This window comes from Gilvimarinus sp. 1_MG-2023 (genome assembly GCF_030548285.1).
On sequence record NZ_JAUOSC010000002.1, the window covers coordinates 252,277 to 278,501 of the forward strand.

Annotated in this window: 18 protein-coding genes, 1 tRNA gene and 1 pseudogene; 11 read left to right on the forward strand and 9 right to left on the reverse strand. The window is 50.6% G+C overall.

Going from position 1 to position 26,225, the window contains the following annotated elements; all coding sequences use genetic code 11:
- Positions 1-8: 8 nt before the first annotated feature.
- Together doeB2 and Q4563_RS23590 are read right to left on the reverse strand one after the other, a co-directional pair.
- A complete protein-coding gene (gene doeB2, locus Q4563_RS03965; protein WP_303603668.1) occupies positions 9-1,169 on the reverse strand; it encodes a N(2)-acetyl-L-2,4-diaminobutanoate deacetylase DoeB2 in 1,161 nt (386 codons plus the stop codon).
- Between the two features lie 1,584 nt (positions 1,170-2,753).
- Positions 2,754-3,473: pseudogene (locus tag Q4563_RS23590) on the reverse strand (PKD domain-containing protein); the annotation flags it as partial.
- A gap of 202 nt (positions 3,474-3,675) precedes the next feature.
- Between Q4563_RS23590 and Q4563_RS03975 the strand changes: the two are divergent.
- Entirely contained in the window at positions 3,676-4,446 is a 771-nt protein-coding gene (locus Q4563_RS03975) for a polysaccharide deacetylase family protein (RefSeq protein WP_303603670.1), read from the forward strand.
- 69 nt (positions 4,447-4,515) lie between these two features.
- Here Q4563_RS03975 and Q4563_RS03980 read toward each other — a convergent pair whose 3' ends face one another.
- Positions 4,516-5,880, reverse strand: coding sequence for a sugar MFS transporter (locus Q4563_RS03980; protein WP_215976909.1), 1,365 nt, complete (start codon positions 5,878-5,880; stop codon positions 4,516-4,518).
- Positions 5,881-6,047: 167 nt separating this feature from the next.
- On the reverse strand, positions 6,048-6,974 hold the full coding sequence (locus Q4563_RS03985; protein WP_303603671.1) for a LysR family transcriptional regulator: 927 nt from the start codon (positions 6,972-6,974) through the stop codon (positions 6,048-6,050).
- Positions 6,975-7,098: 124 nt separating this feature from the next.
- Here Q4563_RS03985 and Q4563_RS03990 point away from each other — a divergent pair, with 124 nt between their 5' ends.
- On the forward strand, positions 7,099-8,331 hold the full coding sequence (locus Q4563_RS03990; RefSeq protein WP_303603672.1) for an MFS transporter: 1,233 nt from the start codon (positions 7,099-7,101) through the stop codon (positions 8,329-8,331).
- 511 nt (positions 8,332-8,842) lie between these two features.
- On the opposite strand, the gene Q4563_RS03995 is transcribed toward Q4563_RS03990, so the two are convergent.
- The 4 genes from Q4563_RS03995 to Q4563_RS04010 form a co-directional block, all read right to left on the reverse strand.
- Positions 8,843-8,918, reverse strand: a tRNA-Phe gene (locus tag Q4563_RS03995).
- A gap of 137 nt (positions 8,919-9,055) precedes the next feature.
- The gene (locus Q4563_RS04000; RefSeq protein WP_215976906.1) at positions 9,056-9,337 is read right to left on the reverse strand and encodes an oxidative damage protection protein; all 282 of its coding nucleotides are present in this window, start codon (positions 9,335-9,337) and stop codon (positions 9,056-9,058) included.
- Between the two features lie 20 nt (positions 9,338-9,357).
- Entirely contained in the window at positions 9,358-10,419 is a 1,062-nt protein-coding gene (gene mutY, locus Q4563_RS04005; protein WP_303603673.1) for an A/G-specific adenine glycosylase, read from the reverse strand.
- Positions 10,416-12,641 carry an AsmA family protein gene (locus tag Q4563_RS04010; protein WP_303603674.1) on the reverse strand — a complete coding sequence of 742 codons (2,226 nt, stop codon included), beginning with the start codon at positions 12,639-12,641 and terminating at the stop codon, positions 10,416-10,418. Before Q4563_RS04010 ends, mutY begins: the two co-directional genes overlap by 4 nt.
- Before the next feature lie 158 nt (positions 12,642-12,799).
- Here Q4563_RS04010 and gcvT point away from each other — a divergent pair, with 158 nt between their 5' ends.
- Complete coding sequence (gene gcvT, locus Q4563_RS04015) at positions 12,800-13,885, forward strand: glycine cleavage system aminomethyltransferase GcvT (RefSeq protein WP_303603675.1); 1,086 nt, start codon at positions 12,800-12,802, stop codon at positions 13,883-13,885.
- Positions 13,886-13,904: 19 nt separating this feature from the next.
- A complete protein-coding gene (gene gcvH, locus Q4563_RS04020) occupies positions 13,905-14,294 on the forward strand; it encodes a glycine cleavage system protein GcvH (protein ID WP_303603676.1) in 390 nt (129 codons plus the stop codon).
- 83 nt (positions 14,295-14,377) lie between these two features.
- Here gcvH and Q4563_RS04025 read toward each other — a convergent pair whose 3' ends face one another.
- Positions 14,378-14,956, reverse strand: a complete 579-nt coding sequence (locus Q4563_RS04025) for a hypothetical protein (protein ID WP_303603677.1) — start codon at positions 14,954-14,956, stop codon at positions 14,378-14,380.
- Between the two features lie 196 nt (positions 14,957-15,152).
- Between Q4563_RS04025 and Q4563_RS04030 the strand changes: the two genes are divergently transcribed.
- From Q4563_RS04030 to Q4563_RS04060, 7 genes are all read left to right on the forward strand, one after another.
- Positions 15,153-15,431, forward strand: a complete 279-nt coding sequence (locus tag Q4563_RS04030; RefSeq protein WP_303603678.1) for a hypothetical protein — start codon at positions 15,153-15,155, stop codon at positions 15,429-15,431.
- On the forward strand, positions 15,428-16,201 hold the full coding sequence (locus Q4563_RS04035) for a class I SAM-dependent methyltransferase (RefSeq protein WP_303603679.1): 774 nt from the start codon (positions 15,428-15,430) through the stop codon (positions 16,199-16,201). Before Q4563_RS04030 ends, Q4563_RS04035 begins: the two co-directional genes overlap by 4 nt.
- 42 nt (positions 16,202-16,243) lie before the next feature.
- Positions 16,244-17,398, forward strand: coding sequence for a response regulator (locus Q4563_RS04040; protein ID WP_303603680.1), 1,155 nt, complete (start codon positions 16,244-16,246; stop codon positions 17,396-17,398).
- Positions 17,399-17,506: 108 nt separating this feature from the next.
- Positions 17,507-21,049: a sulfatase-like hydrolase/transferase gene (locus tag Q4563_RS04045; RefSeq protein WP_303603681.1), complete on the forward strand. Its 3,543-nt coding sequence runs from the start codon at positions 17,507-17,509 to the stop codon at positions 21,047-21,049.
- A 107-nt stretch (positions 21,050-21,156) separates the two neighbouring features.
- A complete protein-coding gene (locus Q4563_RS04050; RefSeq protein WP_303603682.1) occupies positions 21,157-22,278 on the forward strand; it encodes an efflux RND transporter periplasmic adaptor subunit in 1,122 nt (373 codons plus the stop codon).
- Positions 22,279-22,391: 113 nt separating this feature from the next.
- A complete protein-coding gene (locus Q4563_RS04055; RefSeq protein ID WP_303603683.1) occupies positions 22,392-25,511 on the forward strand; it encodes an efflux RND transporter permease subunit in 3,120 nt (1,039 codons plus the stop codon).
- Positions 25,504-26,142 carry a CerR family C-terminal domain-containing protein gene (locus Q4563_RS04060; RefSeq protein WP_303603684.1) on the forward strand — a complete coding sequence of 213 codons (639 nt, stop codon included), beginning with the start codon at positions 25,504-25,506 and terminating at the stop codon, positions 26,140-26,142. The genes Q4563_RS04055 and Q4563_RS04060 overlap by 8 nt, the downstream gene beginning before the upstream one ends.
- Positions 26,143-26,225: the final 83 nt, after the last annotated feature.

The following is a 26,225-nucleotide window of genomic DNA, read 5'->3' on the forward strand; positions in this document are numbered from 1 at the left end:
TGTGGTACTTACTGTGGCATGGGTGCTCCCACTAACTGACTAAATAATTTCACCACTGGGTCGATCAATCGATCATTAAAATCGTAATTTGGGTTGTGACAGGCATAGTGATGATTATCACCATCATCGGCGCCAATAAGGGCAAACGCCCCCGGGACTTGTTTAAGGTAGTAGCTAAAATCCTCCGACGCCATGATCGGAATAGCAATATTCTCATCCAAAACCTGACCTGTGTTATTGCGGCACCACAAGCGACGCATATTTTGCGCATACTCGGCATGATTAATGGTGGCGTCATAGCGCGGATAAATATTCACCTCGGCGGTGACACCGTAGGCAACGGCAATTTGCTCAGAAATTTCAGTAATTAATTGATTAACTTGATCGCGTGCTGCTCGATCTGACACGCGAATGCTACCGCCAATTTTCGCAGTTTCGGGAATAACGGTGGGACCACTGGGCGCCTCAATTGAGGTGACACTAAGCACTGTGGCTTGCTGAGGGGGTAAGCGCCGGCTGACAATTTGCTGTAGTGCCTGTACCAATGCCCCCACCGCCAGCACAGGGTCTCGACACAGCTCAGGCTGACTGGCATGACCACCTTGACCGTGAAGAATAATGTCAAATGTGCCGTTACCACACATCACAATACCATCGGGGCAAACAAGCTTTCCAAACTCGATTGCAGGCCAATTGTGCCAACCATAAATGCAGTCAACATTTTCAAGGGCACCATCTTTAATCATCTCGCGAGCGCCGTGCCCACCCTCTTCGGCCGGTTGAAACAATAACGTCACAGGGCCCGATAATTGCGCTTCATGCTGTTTTAGCCACATCGCCGATGCCATTAGAGTGGCGGTGTGCCCGTCGTGACCGCAAGCGTGCATGCAACCCGCGCGAGTGGACGACCAGGGTTGGCCAGTGCTCTCATTGATGGGTAGCGCATCTATATCTCCACGCAATGCGATGTGTTGACCTGGGGCCTTGGGAGCTAATGTAGCGACCGTACCGGTTTCGGCACAAATTCGCCAACTAATACCGAGCAGATCCAATTCCTGACGAATACGCTGTGCTGTATTAAATTCCTGCCAACCCAGTTCAGGCTCACTGTGAAGTTGTCTACGCAGTGCCTGAGCTTGGCTGATAATCTCTTGCCACTGTTGTGTCATACAGCTCCTTAGAATCGATGGCAAAAACAAATAGAGGTTTCAGCCCTGATACTAGTCTCTACGCAAGGGTTGTTCCAATCGTTGACTGCATAAGTTTAATGCGAAAAAAACCACCAATAGCGACCCGTGACGGCGCACAGAGAATTTATGCGCCCCGAAACAGCGCAAGGAATTGTAAATTTAACGATTATTATGAATAACCACCCAAGCCCAGTTGAAAAACAGCGTTAGCCGTTACTGACTAACGCGGCTCCATACCTTATGGATATAGTCGCTCAAATGATGATCAATTATGTCGATAATTTAAAACCGGCTTTGACTTACCACTACCCGATCACCACTGACCGGCTCAACTGCCTGTAATTGTTGATGATAATCCTCACCACCCACAACATAGAGCAGCCCTGAGGCTGAGTGAAAAATCATATCCGCCGAACCTGACTCGCCCGAAGCAAGATTTTCTGTTACTACCTCACGCTGTCCAGTCTCGGAATCTACTACGGTCACATTGTTTTGTACCGCTGTCAGCAAATAGACCTTATTCAATACTTGATCGATCGCCACCGCCTCAGCCGACTCTAGCGGCATTGGACCAAAATCAATGCCTGCTCCATCCGAGATTAATCTCGAATAGGCCGGCTGCTGAGATTCATCCAAGGCCATCACGCTCACCGTGCCGGCCCCGCGATTTAATACGATCAACTCTTGTAAAGTTTCACTCCAAGACACTTGTACTGGCTCGGCAATAGAAACTTCAACCGTCTGCTCGTTGGCAATGACCGATGCCTCCAACGTGGTGACATTCAGCCCAACAACCTGCCCCGCCTGAGGATCTGCAATATAGAGATGCTCTTCGCGCATAAATAAACCCTGCGGCTGCTGTAAGGTTTCAGAATCGCCAACCCATTGTAGCTCCAGCTTAGTGCGCTCGCCGGTAGCGCCATCAACACTCAGTAACATGCCTTCATACTGAATGTAAGATGAATCACCCTCTCCAACCGTCACTTCATTCCATGCCGAAAGATAAAACTTGTTTCTAGCCAAATCGTAAACCATATCTGAGAAGTTATCGGCCACCGAACCTTGTTCGACATCCGCAAAATCGGTCACTTCAAGACTGCGAAAACCATTGTCTAGCTGAACCTCAATTAAATTTAAATCGGTGGCATCCTCGGCACGGCCTAACACCCAGACACTGCCACCTTCAGGGCTGGCAACAAGTGCGGTTGACTGCACCCAGTGGGCACCACCGCCTGGCTCATGTTCAGGTGCTATGATCAAACTCGACTGAGCATACCCAGCTCTTGCCTGATCATCCTCTGCAGTAACGGTCAATTGCGCGGTACCATTGCTAGGCAAAACAACATCACTGGCACGAAACTCACCAGAGGCCTGAACCACTGCGCTCACCTCGTTAACACCCCCGCTGACCATCACACGACTGATAGCGGCGCCGTCAGCCGTATTCACTTTGCCCACAACATCCACGGCACCTGCCGAGTAGGTGCCCTGAGCAGGCGGGAAATCTAGAGTCACCTCGGGCGAACTTTCGTCCGTTAACACCAGTGTTTGCTGCTGACGTTGACTGGCACCGTCATTATCAATTGCGACCACGCTAAAGGTAAAACGTGACTCTCCCTCAAAGGCCGGCACAGTAAAAGTTGCGCGAGTGGAGTCAGCGTCAGCTAAAACCACGCTATCTCCTTCAAGTTGCTGCCACTGGATGCTGCTAACAGTGCCGTCTGGGTCGTAAATTTCCGCTTGCAGCGCCACTTCTACTAACCCGCTCTCAGTCCTAAAAGGCGACAATTGTACAACCGGCGATTGGTTAACCCGCGCTACCGTTACCGACACGGCATCGGTAGATTGCGCGCCCTCATCGTCGATGGCGGCATACTCAAACACCAATGTCACCTGCTGCTCAGCATTGCCTGTGGCTGGAGCGTTAAATTGGATTTGACCATCCCCAAGCGCTTCTGTTGCCACGCTCGGCCCTGATACCTGTAGCCAAAATTGCTGGCTGATGACGCCGTCGTCACTCGCCTGACCGGTTAAGTTAACAGTCTCACCGGCCTGTACCTGAAGATTTTCGCCAGCCGAAACCAGTGGTGCGGAATTGGCCGCAACCGAGCTACTCGATGAGCTTACCGCGGAACTTACTGACGAGCTGACATTAACGTTGTCGTTCGAAGAGTCGTCCCCACCGCAAGCGGTAAAGCTTATAAACGCGGCAACTAACAATCCTTGCTTCAGTCGCGCTTTGTTTTTTTGACTGGTCATAACTTTCTCCTGAGTTAAGGTCATTGCCCATACTCAGCAGAAACCATACCAACAGAAAAAGCCCAATACTTTCAACATCTTATAATTCTTCTGGTTTATTTCATGCAAGGTTCATTGTAGTCTTTGCATTTATTTCCTAACTTTTACAGGCTGCGCGCAAAGACTGTAGTTGTCACTTGATATATTCTTCGCGACAGAAGATCAATAACTGATTAAGGAAATTGTGATGAAACGAACCTGTGTTTTTGTAGCCGCTGTGCTTTGCTTGCCCGCCCTTCATGCAGCGGAACCTAGCCCTTGGCCCGCCGGTCAAAAAACGGCGATTAGTCTGTCTTACGATGATTCGCTCAACAGTCAGCTCGACAACGCCATACCCGCGCTTAACCAATACAACTTCAAAGGCTCGTTTTACTTAAACCTATCAGCATCTGTTACCTATGATCGTTTGACCGAGTGGCGCCAGGCGGCAGCAGATGGACACGAGTTAGGCAACCACACCATTTATCACGCATGCAGCAAGTCGCAGCCGGGAACAGATTGGGTAAAGGCGTATAACGATATAGATAAGCGCACGGTCGAGCAGATGCGTGATGAAATCTTAGTGGCCAATGCATTTCTTCATGCGATTGACGGCAAACAAGGGCGCACCTTTACCCCGCCGTGTGGCCACACCGAAACCGCCAACGGTAACTATTTACCCGCGGTAAGCGATCTTTTTGTCTCGATTAAAGGATCGGAACAACCGCAACCGAAAAACTTTACTCAAGTTTTTCTTCCCCATGGCCAAAGTGGCGCAGAGTTGATCGGCATGGTTGAAGCCGCTAGCGCCGAATACGCATTAGTACAATTGATTTTTCACGGCATTGGCGGGGACCACCTATCCGTTAGCGATCAAACTCACCGAGAATTATTAGCGTATTTTGATAAAAACAAACAAGACTACTGGGTAGATACTTACATCAACATTATGCAACACGTTCAGAAAAACCTGCCTTAAACATTTTTCAATTCCACAAAAAAAGGCCCTGACATTGCTGTCAGGGCCTTTTTAATAACCGCTATTTTTTTACGCCTGCTTTGCTGCACTCTGTGCAGTTTTTTTACCACCCCAGCATGTGAGTTTGTGGCCTTTGAGCGCATAAAACAAGATGTATAAGTAAGCCGGCAACGACACCGCATACGCCAGCTGACCATCACCACTGTCGGCAAAGTGACCGTAAATGGGAGGCAGTACCGCACCACCGGCAATACCCATAATCAGCAGCGCTGCGCCTTTGGAGGTATAGCGACCCAAACCTTGTAGCGACAGCGGCCAGATTGTCGGCCAGCACATGGCATTGGCAAAACCAAGCAGAGCGACAAAATACACTGCATTGGGAATTTCGGGCATTCCAAAAAGACTCAAGGTTGTGGCAGACATCAGCTGATTTTCCATTGAGCCGGTCATAACACAAAAGGTAAAAATAATTCCGAGAATCGCCGATCCGGTCAACGCGACTTGCTGACTAATAAAGCGCGGTATCGCCACCACACCGATGGCGTAGCCAATAACCATAAAGATCATCGTGTACGAGGTCAGCAAAGATGTCACGGAACTGTCTAGACCAGCCTGCTTACCCAACAGCCCAATGGCGTCACCAGCGATAACCTCCACCCCCACATAGGAGAACAACGCCAACGCGCCCAACACCAAATGTGGAAATTGGAACACACCCGACAGACGGATATCACCGTCTTCTTGCCCCTCAATGACTTCGTCTTCAAGATCTGGGATCGGAGCAAAGATCATACCCACCCCCAACACGGCCAGCGCGATAGCCATACCGATATATGGGCTAACTAATTGACCGGCCAAATCATTTAACTTGGCATCGCGTGCAACTTCCGGCAATAGAGCTAGCTCAGCCTCCGATACGCCGGTAATACCCGACAACACCAAGGCGGTAAATACCACCGGCGCCACGACGCCCGCACCCTTGTTTAACAGCCCCATAATGCAGATGCGCACCGCCGCTGACTCAGGCGGCCCCAGTTTCACCACATAAGGGTTAGAGGCGGTTTGCAAAATGGTTAAACCAGAACCCACAATAAATTGTGCCAACAAAAAGATCGTAAAGTCGCGCCCATAAGCGGCCGGAATAAAAACCAAAGCACCGGCGGCAACAATAAACAAACCCAATGCCATACCGTTTTTATAACCTGTGCGCTCAATGATGTACGCCATTGGCAAGGCCATAAAGGTATAAGCGGCATAAAACGCCGAGGCGACCAACATGGCCTGGAACGCACTCAAATCACAAATAGTTTGCAAAAACGGAATTAGGGCCCCGTTTAGCCATGTCACAAAACCGAAAATGAAAAACAGCCCGGCGATAATCGCCATAGGAACAACCACACTACCCGTGGCCTGCGTTGTTTTTTGATCAGTCATAAACCTTACCCTTTCCAGCGTCGCCGAGGCCCAAGGCCAATGCGATCTTTATTGTTGTGTAGCTAATGCCAGCCACAGGCTAGCCGTTTCGATTTTGCTCATATATTCGTCTGATATACTGACATTAACCCCTAAAGACAACGTTGTCAATAATTCTTAGACTTAACTTATTTCCGCCCGCCCAGCTCTCGGTACTCCATTTGCGTTTTAATGTGCTCACGCATTTGGCAAGCCTGCGCAACAAAAGATTCAACGGTCGGCCGCACGGGATAATGAGCATAGTGAAGTTCCAACTCAATGGCTGGTAGCGCCGGCTGTAGTGCAATAAACACACACCCCTCACTTTGCAGAAATCGGATACAGGCGGGCGCAATAGCGACGCCTATACCACTTGCCACCTGACTGAGCAGGGTTTGCATGTGCGCAGCCTGCCTGACCACACGAGGTGAAAAGCCCGCCGCGCCGCAAGCGCCGATGATTCGGTCAAACAAATCGCTGGCCTGAGCACGCTCAAATAGCACAAAATTCTCTTGTGCCAAGACCTCAAGTGACAGCCGCCGGCGATTGGCCAACGAGTGTGACAACGGCACCACCGCTACGAGTGGGTCGCTATACAACGGCAAACTTGCCAGTTCGACGCGCTCCGGCAGAGGTCTCGAAAACCCCAGGTCAATCTCCTCGCGGGCAAAGGCCTCCAACTGCTGCTGTGCTGTCATTTCAAACAACTCCAGATGTACATCGGGGTGAGCGCGACCGAACCGCTGGAGCAAAGCGGGCAGAAAACGTGCGGTAGCCGAACTCATATAACCGATGCGCAATTGGCCGATTTGTCCGCTCCCGGCTCGCAGCACTCGCTCACGAGCTTCCACCTCGAGCGCCAGTAAGCGGCGAGCGTCCTCTAACAATACCTCGCCGGCCGCGGTCATTCTCACTTCGCGAGTGCTGCGCCAAAGCAGTGAGGTGCCAAGCTCGGCTTCTAAGTCGGCAATTTGCCGGCTCACTGCGGGCTGAACTGTATGCAACTTGCGCGCGGCGGCCGAGAAGTTGCGCAACTCTGCCACCGCGACAAATGTTCTGAGAGTTTTCAGCTCCACTTACCGCCCCGATTTATACAATTTTGCTATAGGTTGAATACCATAACATCATTTCTATTATTAAATAATAGCCGCTAGAGTCTGGCCTAACCCGTTTTTGGGACAGTTATGCAGAGACCTACTTATGCCAACCACACAAATTACCGAGTCACCGGTAGATTCCCCTCGGCCAACAGCTCCTTCCACACCGCTTTTGCTAATAATGGCAGCGGCAGTGGCTTTTACGGCCGCCAATTTGTATTACTATCAGCCACTCTTACCAGCTCTGCGCGACGGTTTGGCACTAAGCGATAATCTGCTCAGCCTGGTGCCGTTTGCAACTCAAGTGGGCTACGCCGTCGCCATTTTGTTTATTTCGCCACTGGGCGATATCATTCCTCGGCGCACGCTAATAGCCGCCCTATCATTACTGCTTACCTGCGCGCTGGCAATGCAGGCGAGCGCCGGTTGCGCCTTACTGCTGATAGCGGGTACGTTTTTGATGGGGTTGGGGGCTAATATCACACAGCAACTCATTCCTCTGGCCGCATCCCTGTCCAGCCCACAACAACGGGGGCGGGTACTGGGCACCTTAATGAGTGGGCTGACACTGGGAATCTTACTGTCGCGAGTGTTTAGCGGCAGCATCGCCGAGCATTTAGGTTGGCGTGCAGTTTATTGGGCGGCGGCCGCCGCTGCACTCGGCTGGGGTTTGTTGCTTTGGCGTGTACTACCCTCAGAAAGCACACGAACAACGACCATGCGCTATCCTGCTTTGATCACCTCCATGCTGACACTTTTTCGCCAGCATGCGCTGCTAAGAGTGTCGGCCATGACCGGAGCCCTCTGGTTTGCCGCGTTCAATGCCGTTTGGGCTAGCCTGTCACTGCACCTTACAAGCGCGCCACTCAATCTTGATTTGCAGCAAGCCGGCCTGTTTGGCTTCGCAGGCATGGCTGGTATTATCGGCGCCAAGGCCTCCGGCCGCTGGGTAACCTCACTGGGCACGTGGCGGACAATATGTCTGGCACTAATGGTTCTGCTGGCAGGCACGGCTGTACTCTGGAGTTTTCAATACTCGCTCGCCGGCCTCGTGCTGGGCATCGTACTGATTGATTTAGGCGTGTTTGCCGCTCAAGTCCCCAACCAGGTGCGAGTATTTGCCATTGCCCCCTCGGCCCAAAGCCGATTAAACGCCGTATATATGCTGTTCTATTACCTAGGTGCCTCGGCAGGAGCCATCGCCGGCGTACACCTTATGACTACCTATGGCTGGCAGGGAATTATGGCCCTGACGGCCGGACTCTGTACAGGTGCAATATTCTTGCATGTCGCCATGCGCAATACCGACCCCAGTGTCAAACCGACATCCACATAAACAGCCAAGTCAACGGTAAAAAATATCGTCAACACTAAGCGAGATAAACCTCGCAACACAAAACAGACTTAAATCAAAAGAGGGATCCAACTAGCGCAATCCCCCTCGGCGCTCATGGCTTAGACACACTCAGTATCGAATGCAGCACACTCGGCCAAACCGCCATAAAAAGCTGGTTCGATTTCGCCCGCACAAAACCTACAGATACAAAAAAGGCCCGATCCGAGGACCGAGCCTTTTTTGACGACAATGGCACACTGCACCCGGCGGAAAGCGCGGCAGGAGGCCGCGATTCACAGCTTCGCTGCCCGCAGAGCGAGGTTTTATTTATGGTGCCCAGAGGCGGACAACGCGGCAGGACGCCGCGTTGGACAGCTTCGCTGCCCGAAGGGCGAGGGGCAGGACGCCCCGAGTCAATCGAACCGCCATAAAAAGCTGGTTCGATTTCGCCCGCACAAAACCTGCAGATACAAAAAAGGCCCGATCCGAGGACCGAGCCTTTTTTTCTGTATGGTGCCCGGAGGCGGAATCGAACCACCGACACGAGGATTTTCAATCCACTGCTCTACCGACTGAGCTATCCGGGCTTTGTGTTAGCGGCTATTTAATAAAGCAGCTGTCACAAGAGGCGCGTATTAAACCTGTTGGGGCGCTTGGAGTCAAGCCCTGTGGCTGGAAAAAATTGCCCCTACCTTGCCACTGTATAAAGACTAATCAAATGCGATTAATCCTTGTTCTGTTCCGGGGGCACATAGCCTTCAGCGGCATCGTATTCTTCACCGGAGAGAAACTTGGTCATTTGTTCGCCCAGGTAAACTCGCGTGCCGGTGTCCATTAGGTTGAGCTGTTTTTCGTTGATCAGCATGGTTTGATGGGCCATCCACTCCTGCCAGGCTTTAGCGCTGATGTTGTCCAGAATGTCCTGCCCCTTGGCTCCGGGGAAAGGCGCCTGCGTCAGCCCGGGCAACTCCTGTTGGTATTTGCGACAAAAGACTGTGCGGCTCATAGGTAGACCTCGTTGGTGATTTAGGTGGACAGCGGATCGAGCTGGGCTAGCTTTTCCAGCAAGCGTTTTACCGGTGCGGCCAGTCCGACGGACTCGGGCTGGTGCACGTTATACCAAAGTGAGGGCCCGGCTTCCATCACCTTGTCGGGCAAACTCAACAGCGGTATATAAGCCGGAGTAATGTCGAGGTGATAATGGCTGAAGGTGTGGCGGTAGGTGTCCCACAGTTCAATAGCGCCTGGCTCACCGAAGTGCTGACGGCACTCGGCGGCGAGGTCGGCCTGTAAGGGGTACTCGGGAAAGCTCCACAAACCGCCCCAGATTCCAGTGGCGGGCCGCTGTTGCAGCAAGAGCCCGCCCGCGGGCGCGCGCAGCATTAACAGATACGTCGATTTTACCGGCTTGTCTTTTTTCGGCTTTTTACCCGGGTAGTCTAACTGGCGGCCGGTGGCGCGGGCGGTGCAACCATCGCCCAAGGGGCAGTGTTCGCAGGCGGGTTTGCTGCGCGTGCAGACGGTCGCCCCCAAGTCCATCATGGCTTGGGTGTAGTGGTTACAACGAGACTCCGGCGTGTGCAAACGCGCCTTTTCCCACAGTGCTTTTAACGGCCCACTCTGCCCGGGCCAGCCGTCAATGGCGTGGTAGCGGGCCAGTACGCGCTTTACGTTGCCATCGAGAATGGTCGCGTACTTACCGAACGCAATGCTGACAATGGCGCCAGCGGTGGACTCACCAATGCCGGGCAGCGCGGCCAATTGCTCGACTGTGCCCGGAAAGTCGCCATCGTAATTTTCAACGACCTGTTGCGCGCACTTGTGTAAGTTGCGGGCCCGAGCGTAGTAGCCGAGGCCGGTCCACAGGTGCAGCACGTCATCCAGCGGTGCGGCAGCGAGCGCCTGCACACTCGGGTAGCGCTGGGTAAAGCGCTCAAAGTAGGGAATAACGGTGGTGACTTGGGTTTGCTGCAACATAATTTCTGACAGCCACACCCGATACGGGGTAATGTTTTGTTGCCAGGGTAAATGCTTACGGCCGTGCTCATCAAACCAGATGAGCACGGCGCGGGAAAAAGTATCTGTCATTCGTTGTTTTTAAATAAACCTTTCAATAAACCTTCGACCGCTTTTTCGGTGTCGCTCTGTTCTTTATTACCATCGCCATCGCCGTCTTCATCGTCACCGGCCAATTGGCGAATCAACTCTTTTTGCAAGCGATGTTTGGCGTAATCCCCCACCAGAGACTCCAGCGCTTTAGAGTCGAGGCCACAGTCTTTTAGCGGCGAAACATTGGCCAGCGAGCCTTTGCAGCGCAGCAGCGATAAACTGCGGTTAAGCCAATAGTTACTTTTGACGGTGCAACCCATCTCGCTGGTGGACTCTTCCAGCAGGGTCATGGGCAAACTAAAGTCGTATTGCTGCTTGCCCAGGTTGAGGCTGCCGAGGGTGGATACAATCAGGTGCTGAACGCCGGCAGAGAAGTTTTCCACTTGGACGATCTGATCGCGAATGGTCACTTTACCTTCCAGCGCCCGCATGGGCGTTTTGTCCGGCCACTGACGCTCTTCACCGGTTTGACCGTCCTCACTTTCTTTTTCATCGTTGGCCAGTGCGACCGCTTTACAGAAGTACTCTTCCACATTAATCGGGGCAAACACTACATCGTCCCCGGCGAAGTTCGCATCGGCACTCAAACGCTCAACCAGCTCGGAGGCATATGCCCCTTGTGTGCTACCCGAGGCATCGAAGTTTAACGCACCGGTTAATTGTACGCTCTCATCCAACTGTAAATCGCGCAACAGTGGGGCCATCTCTACCCCAGCCAGGTCCGCGTCAAAGTTTACCCGGGCTTGCTCACCGCGTGCATCCAAAGTGGCTGTTGATTCTAATCGGCCTTGATAGGTGTTTAAGCTGGCATCTTGCAGCTCCAGCAAACCATCTTTAGCCCTTGCAGTTAACTGCACATTGGTCATGGTGAGCTGATTGACGATAACCTCTTGCAGACTTAAGTCGGCCATTACGTTTAAGTTGCGCAAGGTCTCCAGTGGCAGGGGCTCCTCGGGTACCGACGCCGTTTGATTCCCTGTTGCGGTCGCATCTGAGTCGGCCGCGGGCTCGCCTGAATCGGCCGTTGACGCCTCGGATTCGTTGGGCGACTCCTCGCTCACGGGCGGCAGATAGTGGTCCACATTAATTTTGTCGCCAGCCAGGGCCAGCTCAATAGCTTGACTAGGAATATCAGTAATCGCCAAAGTACCGGTGAATGTAGTGTCATCCAGCGTAATCATCACGTTATTGAGGGCCGCGCTTTGCAAGCCGCCGGCCACTTCTGCGGTAAAACCGACGGCGCTCATTGCATCGGGATTGGCAGTGCTGGGCACCGTTTGGCCTAAACTTGCCAATACCGCCTTAACATCCAGAGGCTTAACGGTAAGCTTACCCTGATAGGTTAAATCGCCCTGCAGATCTTGCGCGGTCATATCAAAGTTAACCGTCAAATCGGCATTGCCGGCACCGCTGGTAATATCCGCATTAAGCTCGGAGGAAGTCAGCTCAAATTGATTCATGGCTTGATCGACCGTCATACTCGCTTGTAAGTTCAGTGCGAGCTGCACCGGCCCCCGCGGAAAACTGGCCGGATCGGTAAGCGCTACTACGGATTGCAGATTCAGCGCAAAGGGGCGGTTTTCGAAATTAAAGCCCAGCAGGCTTAAGGCGTCGACACCCAGGGCCAGCTCGGTGCCTGTTCGCGCATCTTGATAATTGAGTTGAGCGTTAGAGACTTCAATCACGTCGATGGCGAGCTTGATACTACCCGCCTCACCCGCCTCTGCCGGCGCGGCCGGTGTTGAGTCAGCTTCAGCGGCTTGGCGCTGCAACACTTCTTGGGCGGCAGCGGAATCTTGGATCGCTGCTTTTTCACGCGCAGTAAGCGCTTGCCAGTTACCCGCCCCGGCCTCATTGACGGTTAAGTCCAGTTCGGCACCGTTTATTAGCAAACTCTCTACCACTAGCTCGCCCGAGAAGAGCGGTGCAGTCGCCACCATTAGACTGGCGCTTTGCAGCTTTGCCACGGGCTCATCGGGGTTATTAATAGAAGCTACCGCAATTTTGTTCAGCTCTATACCGACACTGGGCCAAAAACGCCAACTGAGGTCGCCCTCCATACTCAGGTGCACGCCTTGCTTTTCGGCCAGTGCTTGAATACGGGGCTTAAAGACATTGGGGTCCAGCCAAAATAACAGTGCCACTGCCATCAAAATTAGCAAGGCAACAATGCCCACAATGATTTTCAATAGGCGTTTCATTGGAGAGCCTCCTGATAATTCGCGATGGATCGAGCATAGCAGGCTCGCTCGTTAGCTGCCATCGACTACCACTGACTTCGTACTGGGGGTAGTTATAAGACCACCCCTCGCGCTAAAATAGCCCTTTCGTTACTAACTTTGCCCCGCAGGACTTCAGAATGGGAAACCGCACCGCCCTTTATCAAAGCCATGTTGATGCCGGCGCTAAAATCGTCGACTTTGGCGGCTGGGATATGCCAATCAATTACGGCTCACAAATCGAAGAACACCATACGGTGCGCCAAAATGCCGGAATGTTTGATGTATCCCACATGACCGTGGTGGATGTAACTGGCCCCGATGCCCGCGCTTATTTGCGCACATTGCTCGCCAACGACATTGCCAAATTGGACGATTTTATCGGCAAAGCCCTCTACTCGGGCATGCTAAACGAAGCTGGTGGAGTCATCGATGACTTGATTGTCTACCACCTGGACGGCTGGTACCGCGTCGTGGTCAACTGCGCCACCCGCGATAAAGACCTGGCTTGGATGACCCGGCAGAGCGAAGGGTTTGCGGTCACACTGCAAGAGCGCGCCGATTTCGCCATGATTGCCGTGCAGGGCCCCAAAGCCTTGGCACAAGCCAAACAAGCATTGCCCGAACAAAACGATCTTATTGACGGCTTAAAGGTCTTTCACGGCGCAACCGCTGGCGACTGGTTTATCGCCCGCACCGGGTACACCGGCGAAGATGGGCTGGAAATTATGCTACCAGAGGCCGATGCCCCCGCGCTGTGGCAAACACTAATCGACAATGCCGTAGCCCCATGCGGCCTGGGCGCACGCGACACTCTGCGTTTAGAGGCCGGCATGAACCTCTACGGCCACGAAATGGATGAGACCGTCTCCCCCTGGCAAGCCAATATGGGTTGGACCATTGACCTAAAAGACGCCGAGCGAGATTTTATTGGCCGCGCCCCACTAGAAGCGCAGCAAGCCGAAGGCGTACCCGCTAAACTGGTCGGGTTGGTTTTACGCGAACGCGGGGTATTGCGCGCGGAACAGACTATTATTGTCGATGGCGTAGAGGCGACCGGTGTGATCACCAGCGGTAGCTTTTCTCCTACCTTGGGATTCTCCATAGCCTTGGCACGGGTACCTGCCGAAGCCGAGGGAGAGGCCGTTGTAGAGGTGCGCAATAAGCGCTTGCCAGTTACTATAGTCAAACCTAATTTTGTCCGTCACGGACAGTCACTCGTTTAAACAGACACAGGAAAACACCATGAGCGAGATTCGCAGCGAACTGAAATACCTACCCAGTCACGAGTGGGCCCGGGTGGAAGAAGACGGCACCGTGACCATCGGTATTACCGAGCACGCCCAAGACAGCCTGGGCGACGTGGTCTACGTTGAGACGCCCGAAGTGGGCGCGAACGTTGCCGCTGGCGAAGATGCCGGTGTGGTAGAGTCGGTAAAAGCGGCCTCCGACATCTACTCTCCCGTGACAGGTGAAGTGATTGCGGTCAATGAATCACTGGAAGACGAGCCCGAGCAGGTGAACAGCTCACCCTACGACGACGGCTGGTTTTTCAAAGTTAAACCGAGTGACTTGTCTGAACTGGACGACGCCCTAGATGCTGACGGCTACAAGGCTGCTATCGAAGACGAGTAACTATGTAGTTTAGAGGGCCGACACCCCGCCCCAGTGGCGAGGAGTCGGCCTTGCTGCAATAGCTGATTTCACATTAGCTTGCGCTAATACTCAATACCCAGTGTAGAGATAATTTCGTAATAACCAAACAACACAAAAATAAAGAACAAAAATAAAATGATCTCGTGTTTAAATTGGTGACTCAGGTAGAAGGCTCTATCCTTATGGTGCAATACATCCATAAGCTCATCGCCAAAGCGAATTGAGAGAAAAGTTCCCGCCGCAGACAATGCAATAACACTCCAATACGGCCACGGATTTGTCAAAATAGCGTGCATCGTTTTGGTGATAAATGTAACTTCATAAAAATGGCTAAAAGAAGTCATTGCAATAACATTGATCCCAATGGCAATCATCCACACCACGATTTCGGACCAAATCATCCGCACCCCGAACAAAACCCTGATCGGAAAGTCCAGCAAAAAACCGGCATCGGCCACTGGCGTACACAAAACAAAAAAACTCCAGGTGATCAGTGCCGCCACACCTCCCGTCAGCAGGTCATATTGGTAGGTTAAGTAGCCAAAATACAACACCAAAATAAGAAGCAAAGCTGAAAACTTCACAAACACCTGACGATTTGGGTTACGCATCGAGAAAACTCCCCTGATTATCGAACGCAAAAGATGACCTAACACCTCCCTCCAATAGCAACTCAGTATAGCAGCGCCCGAGGTAGCCCAAGGTTTTGAGTTTACTTTGATTATGAGGTATGGCATTGTCAAAGAGTAAACGCGTGCACTGGAACGGCTCAATAGTGGGCCTTTGATCGCAAAAGAGCACGCCGACAAACACTGCAACCTCTAACAGAGAACATTCGTGAAAACCTCACTACGCAAAGTTTTCAAGCCCCTGCTGGCACCGCTTGAAGCGGGCACAGAACCTTATCACTACAAACCCTTGAGCCGAAAAGTGCTGTTTTTCTTTGGCGCGGTTTTTACCTTTCTGGGCTTACTCGCCGCTTGGCTTATCCCTGAAGGCGCCGACCTCGGTTATTACTTTCCGGTTTTAGTCTTTACATTGGCTGGCCTGTACGGACTAATTGTTGGCGCACTGGGTGAAGACCGGGCGGTGGCGAGGATTTGGGGGAATAAATGATACAAGTTAATCCAAACACCTTTATTGAAGGCACTACACAGTGTGATGAACAGAAACTCGCCCATATAACTCACTTAGTAAAAAAAGACCTCACCCCTACCTATAAAGAATTCCCTCAGTGGGTAGAGTTCTTCGACTTTTTATCGAGCAATCAAGTATTTCTAACCTCGGACCATTATTACCGCTACCTGAATACTTTTGGCGCCTTATTGCAGGAACTAGGTGAAATTAAAAATAAAATTATTGTCGAAACAGGCTGTGCCTCACCCATATCACTATATTTAGGACGATATAATGAGTGCTATAGTACCGAGTCTGACTTAAGAATCAATTTAGATATCGAAAGTGAGTTTGCAGACATTGTCATTTCATTAGAAGTGCTAGAGCACATTAAAGACCAGCCCGAAAAAGATATATATGATTTGGAACTATTCCATGAATCCGGAGCCAAGCGCTACGCACAAGAAATTCACCGAATCATAAAAAAAGATGGACTTTTAGTGCTAACCACCCCAAACCCCTGCTCCTATCAAGCCATCAGCAATACACTAGAATACAAAGCACCCAGTGTCTTTAGAGGGCATGTTAGAGAGTATACAAAACATGAAATACTTAGCCTTTTCTCCAACATGCACCTTTTTACCTACACTACCCAGTTCAATTTTTTCATGCTCGGCAATAAACGGAACGATTGGCTGAAATTATTTAGACAAAACCATTGGGATACCAGTGACAGAGGGGATGATCACTTTCTCCTATTTAAAAAGTAACCCAAAAATCGATTGACGTATATTTTTAGCAAAGGCAAAGACATGCATGTATTAGTCGTTGAGGACGATCCGTCCATGCAAGAGTTGCTGGCCTCTTTGCTCAAAGGAATCGACAGCCAGGTACACATCTACCGCGCCGATACTGTCGCCGCAGGCATCAACTTTTGGCGCAAGCATCCTATCGGACTGGTGCTTTGCGACCTAAACCTTCCCAACCAGGAAAGCGGTCTGACACTGGTTAAAACTATTCGTGAAAAAAATGCCAAACTGCCCATTGTAATGATTACCGGTAGCGGCGACCGGGCCACGGTAAAAAGCAGTTTACAGCACCGGGTAAATGAATTTATCGTCAAACCGTTTGAACCGGCTTCAGTTATGGAGCGTTTGCAGCGCTATTTCGACAACGATAAAACCACACCCGATCACGCCCCCAAGTGCGGCAAGAGCCTGGAGAGCTTTATTAGCGACGTAGACGCTGTTCTCGCACGCCTCACCTTGTTGCCGGGCGCTGAGGCAGCGCTGCAGACTCTCAATCGCGACGACAAACCCTCCGCTCTGGACCTGGCCCAGCAGTGGCAAAACGATAGCGCTATTACCACACGCTTAATATGGCTCGCCAATAGCAGTTTGATGCGCCGCTCCGGCCGCGCCCTAACCACACTGCGCGAAGCCATCTCTGCGGTCGGTGTTGATATGGCACTGTCACAGGTGCTGGCCCTGTCACTCGCCAACAAAAACCAGCTGCGGCAAACAAAACTGCAAGCCCTGAGCGAAGTTTATGCCGAACAAACACAAAAGCTAGCCGAAAGTGCCGCCCTACTCGCCAAGCAATTAAGGGTCAGCGTGGCCAACTGTTACACCGCGGGATTAATGGTAAGACTGGGCGAGTTGGCCACACTGGAAGCCATTCAACTTTATCTGGACTCGGGCGGGGAGGCGACTGACGAAGAAATTGAATCAGCCGTACAGAAGCACGCGGCCCACTACGGCAACCGGCTAAAATTTAAGTGGCGCCTGCCCATCGAGCTGCGTGAGCGCATCGGCGCCACCTACGCCACAACACAAGGCGAGGTAAAGCCTGAGCTGCTGCTGATGCGCTTAGCCGCTTGCTTAAGCTCAAACGCAAATCATACTGCAGAGCAGGAAAAACTTTGTAGCCGTTTGGGAATAAAAATACAAGAATTGCCGCCAGGGTAAACGCACACGCAAATAGAATTTCGGCACCTGCGCTTTTTAGAGACACCTACCCCACAGGACTGAGTCCAACACTCTAAGTGCGCCGCTTAGTTAAACAGGATAATTATAATGATGGTTTACTTTTCAGCGCTGCTCACTTTTGGTAGCGCACTGGTATTTAATCGATCCACAACCAGCCGAGCCGCCGCCTCAGCCATTGGTTTTTATATTTTTTTATCGCTGTTTCTAATTGGAGCTCAAATCCTGGCCCATTATCTTACAGGCAATGGCATAGATGAATCGGTTTATTTCCACCTCGTAATGAGTAAAAAAGATGCCGGTTTAAAAGAATTTTATGGTCTCATTGCCATCAGTTTGATGTACTTACTCATCTCAGCCCTGCTATCCTTCATCGCGTACAGAAAATCTCTCAGCAAGCAAGAAGCCAAACAATCGAAACGTACCTATGTAGCCGGAGTGGTGTTGGCCTTAGCGTCGCTTGCGCTAAATCCCGCAAGCGCAAGCCTTACATTACTCTTTTCGTCCTACACCACAAACACTGAGGGTTTAGTTCCCCCCTTATTATACAAATCACCTTCTATTCAAGAATTTAACAAAAAAAATATCGTTTACATATACCTTGAGTCCGTTGAGCGCACCTATCTAAACAACGAAATGTTTCCTGGCTTAACGCCGAATTTAAATAAACTTGATAGCGAATCTCTCAGTTTCACCAATATTCAACAAGTCTACGGAACTGGCTGGACTATCGCAGGTAAAGTAAGCTCGCAGTGTGGGGTACCCCTAATCACCCCAGGGAACGGAAACTCAATGAGAGGCATGGACACATTTTTACCCAAGGCAACGTGCCTGGGCGACATATTAAGGTCGAACGGGTATCAGCTAGTTTACATGGGTGGCTCCAGCCTCAAGTTCGCGGGGAAAGGAAACTTCTACAAATCTCACGGATTTGGCCGTGTAGAAGGCATCGAGACATTGAAGACCCAGCTCGAAGACCTCGATTACCAAAACAGCTGGGGACTCTATGACGACAGCCTTTTCAAACAAGTAAAAAAACGCTATGACCAACTCGCTAGCCGCCCAGAACCGTTTGGACTATTCACCCTTACTCTGGACACTCACCACCCTAAAGGGCACGTATCTTCATCCTGCCAAAATATAGTCTACGGGGATGGCTCAAATCCTATCCTTAACGCCATTCACTGCACCGATAAATTGGTTGCTGACTTAGTCAACCATATAAAAACAAGCCCAACTTACGGCAATACGATATTGATCATCGCATCTGATCATCTAGCAATGAGAAATACTGCCTACTCACAGCTCAGTAATGGCAACCGAAAAAACCTATTATTGATCATGGGCAGCGAAATTACGCCCAACAGGAACTTCAGCCCTGGCTCGCTGCTGGACATCACCCCAACTTTATTAGATTTATTAAACGCAGACATAGAATCATTTGGTTTCGGTCGATCGCTTATTAGACCTACTCCTTCACTGTCAGAAACAACCCGAGACATAAATACCTACCTTGCAAGCCAACGTAAATTCCTTCAGGGCCTTTGGTCTTTCCCCGACATCGGCAGTGGTTTTGTAGTAAGCAGCGAGCAAAGCTCTGTACTCATCCAAGACAGAAACATTGATTACCCGGCACTAATCAACTTGGATGAAAACTTACAGATAGTCAATATAGAGTTTGAATTCGACTCAAAAGAAAAGCTTATAGAGCAAGTTCAGAATAAGACGTTCTCCGATAAATTCATATGGATTGATCTCTGTCAAAACAACAGCACAATAACCCCCCAATATGTTTCAGCCCCGTCTATTTACTGTATAGTATTTGGCTCTCTGGGTTCAGAGAACAATCAAACCTTTATAATAAATCAAAAAACACCCATAAGTTTTTCTGAACTTCAAGAAATCTTCAAGCAAGGCCAACCTACCGCCAAACGTGCCGAACTAGCCCGTGAGAAGCTGCAAAGCCTAGCAATCTACGGTGAGATCGATGTCGAACATTACACACCACGGCCGTCCCTTTCAGGGGATTATTTATTGACCTCCGCCGGCAAACAGAGCACTCGAAAAGCACACCTAAAAAACTTAGTAAACAATACTGAAATTGATCTCAAGCAAGGTATTACCCTGTACGGCTTCAACAAAATGTCGCCACCAGTCGAGCTGTTGCGAATCAATCATTGCCAAAAATCGCCTTTCTCACCAGCAGGGGTTAACTTTCAAAATTACATCTCCCGATATTTCGGTTTTTTTGGCGCGCTTGCGGTCACTGCCAATTACCAGACAAACTGCAGTGCTAACGAGCTTGCTCTGCTTTTCGAGCACACCGGGTTAACAAACTGGCAATCATTGAGCACTGGAGCGCCATACATAGCAATTCTATCTAGCAATGGCGGCATTATTGAAAAAAGTGGCTCCCCCCAGAGCAGTATTTCAATTAATGCCACGAATTTTATACGACCTCTTGCTCACCCTAAAACAAAACCCCGAACCACTCACAAACTTCCCAGAGTTGCCCACGCAGGGGGAGGCTACAACCAAAAGATTTACACTAATTCAATTGATGCATTAAACGATAATTCATCTAAATATGAATTATTCGAAATTGATTTCTCATGGACTTCCGATGGACACTTAGTCTGCATTCATGACTGGAGTGACAGCTATACACGCTCGTTCGGTTTACCGTCTAAAGGAAAGGTAACATTAGATGAATTTAAGAATAATATCATTAACCACTCAAGCGTAGAAAAATGCACATTACAATCGCTTGCTGACTGGTTATTAAAAAATAAGCATGCCCGGATTGTGACAGACATCAAAGAAGATAATATTAAAGCATTAAACAAGATTGCTACCGACTTCCCCAGTTTACAGCAACGCTTTATACCCCAAATCTATCAACCTTTAGAATATTACGAAGCAAAACTGGCCGGTTACCATGACATTATATGGTCTATTTATCGCTACCGGGGCGAAAACCATCAGATAGTCGACCAAATTCGCTCAATGAATTTGTACGCATTGACAATGCCTAAACACCGGGCAAGAGATGGACTAGGAGCTCAAGTCAAACAACACACCGGCACACCGAGCTATGTCCATACAGTCAACAGGCCAGAAGAGGCGGACAGCTTCTTCGAATTGGGCATCGATTCCATTTATACCGATTATTTGTCTGCGCCGTTAAAAGCCACTTTCAGCTTGAGGTCCGCCGCCTATTCTGCTGGAAGCTCGTACGTATTATCCGAAAAATCTCAGAAAACCGTTAAGCTGCTACGCGGACTCACGCTTATCGGCCTCAGTAAAACTGGTGAACTGGAGAAACTTTCCCACTATGACTCCTGTGGCTCGGGCAAGGTAACGGATAGCGTCAGTGTCCCCCCGGGCTCGGGATTTGCCAATACGATCGCTCGCTTTCAGCCAAAATATGATGCCTTTGCCATACTTGCACATGACAGCGCTGAATGCGGGGCGCGAGAAGTTGAGCAATTGCTTGCTGGGACTTCTCTGCATGACTGGCCCAATATCAAGCTACGAACACCTTATATAGGTGTAATTTTTAAGGATAAGCAGCCTCAAGAAACTTTCGGCGAGAGGGAAACCTCTACCACCGCAACGATCGTTGTACAGTAAAAAGCGCCTCACGACACAAGACCGCCCTCTAGTGCTCTCTCTAACTTGCACATTTAATCATTTGATTATACTCTAATCAAATGATTAAATTTTTCCTGGAGACCTCGATGGCTCGATTCACTATACGCTGGCAAACTTTCCTCTTGGCGGTGTTAACCTCTGGGTTGCTGAGCGCCTGCGGCAATAAAACCGCTCCACCCGAGCAGGCCGCGCCCCGTATTGTCGATGCCGCAGAGGTACAGGCGGCAAATGGCGCCAGTCGTATTAGCCTGAGTGGTCGAGTACGCGCGGTTGAGCGCACGGTACTAAGTTTCGAGGTCAGTGGTGAGATCGCCGAGATTCACGTCGATGTTGGCGACGCGATTGAACAGGGGCAGGTACTGGCCAGCCTGGACGCCGAGCGCTACCGATTGGTACTCAACCAAGCGCAGGCGTCAGCCACTGAAGCGCAAGCGGCGCTCACGGAAAAGCAACTGGACTACAACCGCCTGCAGGAGCTCAAAGGTAAGGGTTTTGTGAGCGAAGCCAACCTGGACTCTGCACGGGCTGCACTCGAAACCGCCCGCTCGCGTTTAAACTCGGCGCTGGCATCGGTCAGCATTGCCGAGCGCGACGTCGCTTTAACCCAAATCAAAGCTCCCTTCGCCGGCTCGGTCAGCGATCGCCGGGCAGAGCCGGCGCAGCGAGTCAGCCCGAATCAGCCTGTGTTAGAGGCGATCTCTGAGCGCGGCGGGTTTGAGGTGTACACCCATGTCCCTGAGGCATTAGTCAGCAAATTTAAACGCGGCAGCCAACAAGAAGTGATTATTCCTGCTCTGAGTAACCAGCGACTGGAGGCCGCCATCGAACACATCGGCACACGGCCAGAGTCGTCCAACAATTACCCTTTGGTGCTCGCACTTAACAACGCTAACGTTGAGCTCCGCTCAGGTATGACAGCCCAGGCGCTGCTCTCACCCCAGTCGACTCAATCAACACAAGCCAATACCGTGTTAGTGCCATTGACATCATTGCTGCACGGAGAAGAGCAAACCGTCTCAGTTATGCGAATCAATAGTGATTACACATTAGAGCCGGTAGCAATTGAGGTCATAGAAGCCCGGGCGAAAAAAGCCGAAGTTAAAGGTCCGCTAAAAGTGGGCGACCGAATCGTAGCGCGCGGTGTTGAATTTGTTGCCCCCGGAGAACAGGTTGCCATTTTAGGCGAAGGGCCTGAACGCTTTAACTGACCCTTGCGCTCAAGTATGGAGCGCAGCTCCATCAAAAATGTTGATTTATTTTATACATAGCCCGGGTCGTTAATTAACGGCAATGAGGGCACTTACGTTGAAGTTTACTCTATATGAATATTTCGCAACTGGCCTATCGTTATCGTCCGGTATTGCTACTCTGCCTAGCACTGTCAGTACTTTACGGTATTAGCAATTATTTTGCATTGCCTGCCCGTGAAGACCCCAAAATTGTCATACGCGAAGCACTGGCAAGCACGTCTTACCCCGGACTGTCGGCCGAGCAAGTCGAAGAAAAAATCACCAAACCGCTAGAAGCCAGTATTCGCGAAGTAGGAGAAGTGGAATCCATTAGCTCCACCTCAATGCGCGGCCGCTCACTGATTCATATTGAGGTGCGCGATGAGTTTTTCGATCTCGACCAAATTTGGGACGAGGTTCGGCAAAAAATACTCAACGCCTATTCCAGGCTACCAAGCGGAACGCAAAAAACCGTATTAAATGACGACTTTGGCGATGTCGCGGTGGTCACCGCTGCGCTAATGTCCGATGTGTATAGCCATGCCGAGCAGCTGGAGATGGCAGAACATATTCGCGCCGAGCTCTACCTACTCGACGGCACAAAGCGCGTTGAATTACTCGGGGTACAAGAAGAAAAAATATATATCGATTTACCGGAGGCTCGCTTGGCAGAGCTAGGATTGTCACCCGGGCAGCTCACCTCCCAATTACAACAGCGCAATATTCTACCGCCGGCGGCACAAATAGAAGCGGGCGAGCAACGCTTTGCCGTTCAGGTGAGCGGCTCATACAACAACCTGGAAGATCTCGCCAACGCCGAGATTCAATTACCCAATAACGACGGTTCCATGCGCTTAGGCGACTTAGGCACAATTGAGCGTGGCTACCAAGAACCCGCCAGCCAAACGGCGTACTTTAATGGCAAACGCGCGATTGTATTGGCAATCTCTATGCTCGATGGCCGCAGCGTATTGGATTACGGCCACCAGGTTAAAGACGTTATTACCCGGCTGCAGAGTGAACTTCCGGCGGGCTACCAGTTACAGACCATGACCTTTCAAGCCGAGCAGGTCGCAAATGCTGTGTACGGGGTAACCTCCAGCGTACTGCAAACCTTGGCCATCGTGCTCGCCGTTGTTATTTTATTTTTAGGTATGCGCACAGGCTTAATTGTCGGCTCGTTAATCCCAGCGGTTATGCTGGTCACCTTAGCGATTATGGGTTTTATGGACATGTCACTGCAGCGTATGAGCCTCGCAACGCTGGTGATTTCTCTGGGGCTTTTGGTGGACAACGCCATTGTTGTGGCGGAGGATTTTAAAACCCGGCTGGAGAGCGGCGACTCGCGCGATGAAGCGCTACGCACTACCGGTGCAGAACTCGCCTTACCGCTGCTGTCTTCCACGCTGACCACCATCCTCGTCTTTTTACCGCTCATGCTGGCCAACCATGTAGCCGGCGAGTACACGCGCTCTATTTCTATCGTCATCGCCATAACACTGAGCACCTCGTGGTTTTTATCTCTGACCGTCACACCCGTGTTGTGCCACCGTTTTTTAACCATCCCCCCCAAGCCCCAAACACGCGATGAAGCTAAAGCCACTCTATCTGATCAATTATTCCAGGTAATGAGCAGCCGCTACGACCGTTTAATTCGACACATACTCGCCCATCGCATCATTTTTTTATGTGGCATGGCCATTTTATTAATAGTGGGTGTAGGCTTAATGCAGCTGGTCCCCAAAAAGTTTTTCCCGGATTCGGACCGCAATCAAGTCTTAGTTTACCTCGACTTCCCCGTTAATATATCGCCCACCCTAGCTGACGAATCTATTCAATTTCTCAGCGCCGATATTCTTAACACCCCAGAACTTTCCGACGGCGTTGATAGCGTAGCAGGCTACGCAGGCTTTGGCGGGCCTCGCTTTGTTCTCTCACTTACCCCAATTGACCCGGCGGTTAACAAAGGGTTTTTAGTTATTAACGTCAGCCAGCGCGATCAGGTTGACACGATCATTGACCGAATCAAAACCTACATGCGTGAGCGCCACCCGGAAGTACGCGCACAAGTCGTCAAAATGTTTTTAGGCCCTTCCGATAGCAATTTACTGGAAGTACAAATCAAAGGGCCTGATCGCGAAGTGTTATTCAATGCCGCCAGCCAAGCCAAAGCCATTTTGGCCCGTCAAGCAGGTGCAGAAGACATTAAGCACAGCTGGGAAGCACGGGTATCAGCTATTGATGTGGATGTAAATCAGGCTCAGGCGCGAGCCGCTGGGGTTACCTCCGAAGACATTGCCCATTCGCTGCAGGGAGCCATCGACGGCTATCAGCTGTCACGCTACCGCGAAGGCGACAAGCTAATACCTATTGTGCTGCGCAACGACAAAGAAGAGCGCAACAACCTGGAGCGCTTGCGCTCACTGACCGTTTACCCGCTGGAATCCAATGGTCGCGGTGTTCCCCTCAACCAAGTGGCGGAAATTAAACTCACCAGTGGCTACGGTCGCATTGACCGGGAAGACTTGGTTCGAACCATCACGGTACAAGCGCGCAGCTCGGAGTTTACCGCCGAACAACTACAGCCTATTGTGGCAAACGACTTTAAAACACTGGAGGCCTCACTACCAAGCGGCCACTGGATAGAATACGACGGTGTGGTCAAAATGTCGGCGGAAGGGCAGTCCGCCCTACAGAAAAATTTACCTATGTGTATTGGTTTGATTTTTATTTTACTGGTGGCCCAATTCAACTCCTTTAAACGCCCCATGCTTATTGTGTTAACTATTCCTCTAGTGATTGTCGGTGTTGCTACCGGTTTATTAATTATGCGGGCCGATTTTGGCTTTATGGTGTTGCTGGGTCTGTACAGCTTAGCGGGTATTATTATTAACAACGCCATTGTATTAATCGACCGCATCGATATTGACCGGCAAGACGCCAACCTTAAGGCGGCCGAAGCTATTGTCCGGGCATCTGTGCGCAGGCTGCGCCCGATTATTATGTCTACCGTCACCACAGTATTAGGCTTTTTGCCACTGATACTCAGCCACGACCCATTGTTTTACGGCATGGCAAGCGCCATGGCGTTTGGGCTCGCCGTTGGCACGGTAATGTCCCTATTGGTTGTACCGGTGCTATACAGCTACGCATTTAACATTCCTGTCGACACTATTAAACACAAACCGGCACGGGGAGATGTTCATGCCTGAACGTGAACTGACCGCACAAAAACTGCTTATCGCCGGCATGCACTTGTTTGGCGATCTGGGTTTTAAAGGCACCACTACACGTATGATTGCCGATAAAGCCGGCGCCAACATAGGCTCCATTGCCTACTACTTCGGTAACAAACAAGGGCTGTATATCGCGATCGCTCGGGAAATTAATACCCGGCTGACGGAGAAGTTAAAACTCGACCACATGCCATCGCCTGACGCCCTAAGCCCCGACCAAATTCAAAAAGAAATCACCCACTTTCTCCATCGTCTCGTGGATCTATTTGCAGCAGACAAAGAAGCGGAACAGTGGCTTATGTTTGTGCAACGTGAGCAAATATCTCCATCGGAGGCTTTTGATGAACTCTACCAAAACGCTTTTCATTCGGCTCATTCGTTTTTAAGTCAACTTATTGCACGTTTTTGCCAATTACCCAATGACAACCGCAAAGCAATTTTGCAAACACACCTACTAATAGGTCAGGTGATATTTTTACTGACTGGCCGAACACCTTTATTGCGACGTCTGAATTTACAACAAAAGCAGCTAAGCCAAGATACTATTGACGATGTTAAGATAATACTCGAAAGTCACATCAAAACATTACCTTTAAAATCCGCTTAGCCGTTAGCCTCAACACTTGCAGAAGCTGTAGCTCGGCAAATATTCATATAAACTATGCTACTGGTATCGCCCCATCATAGATA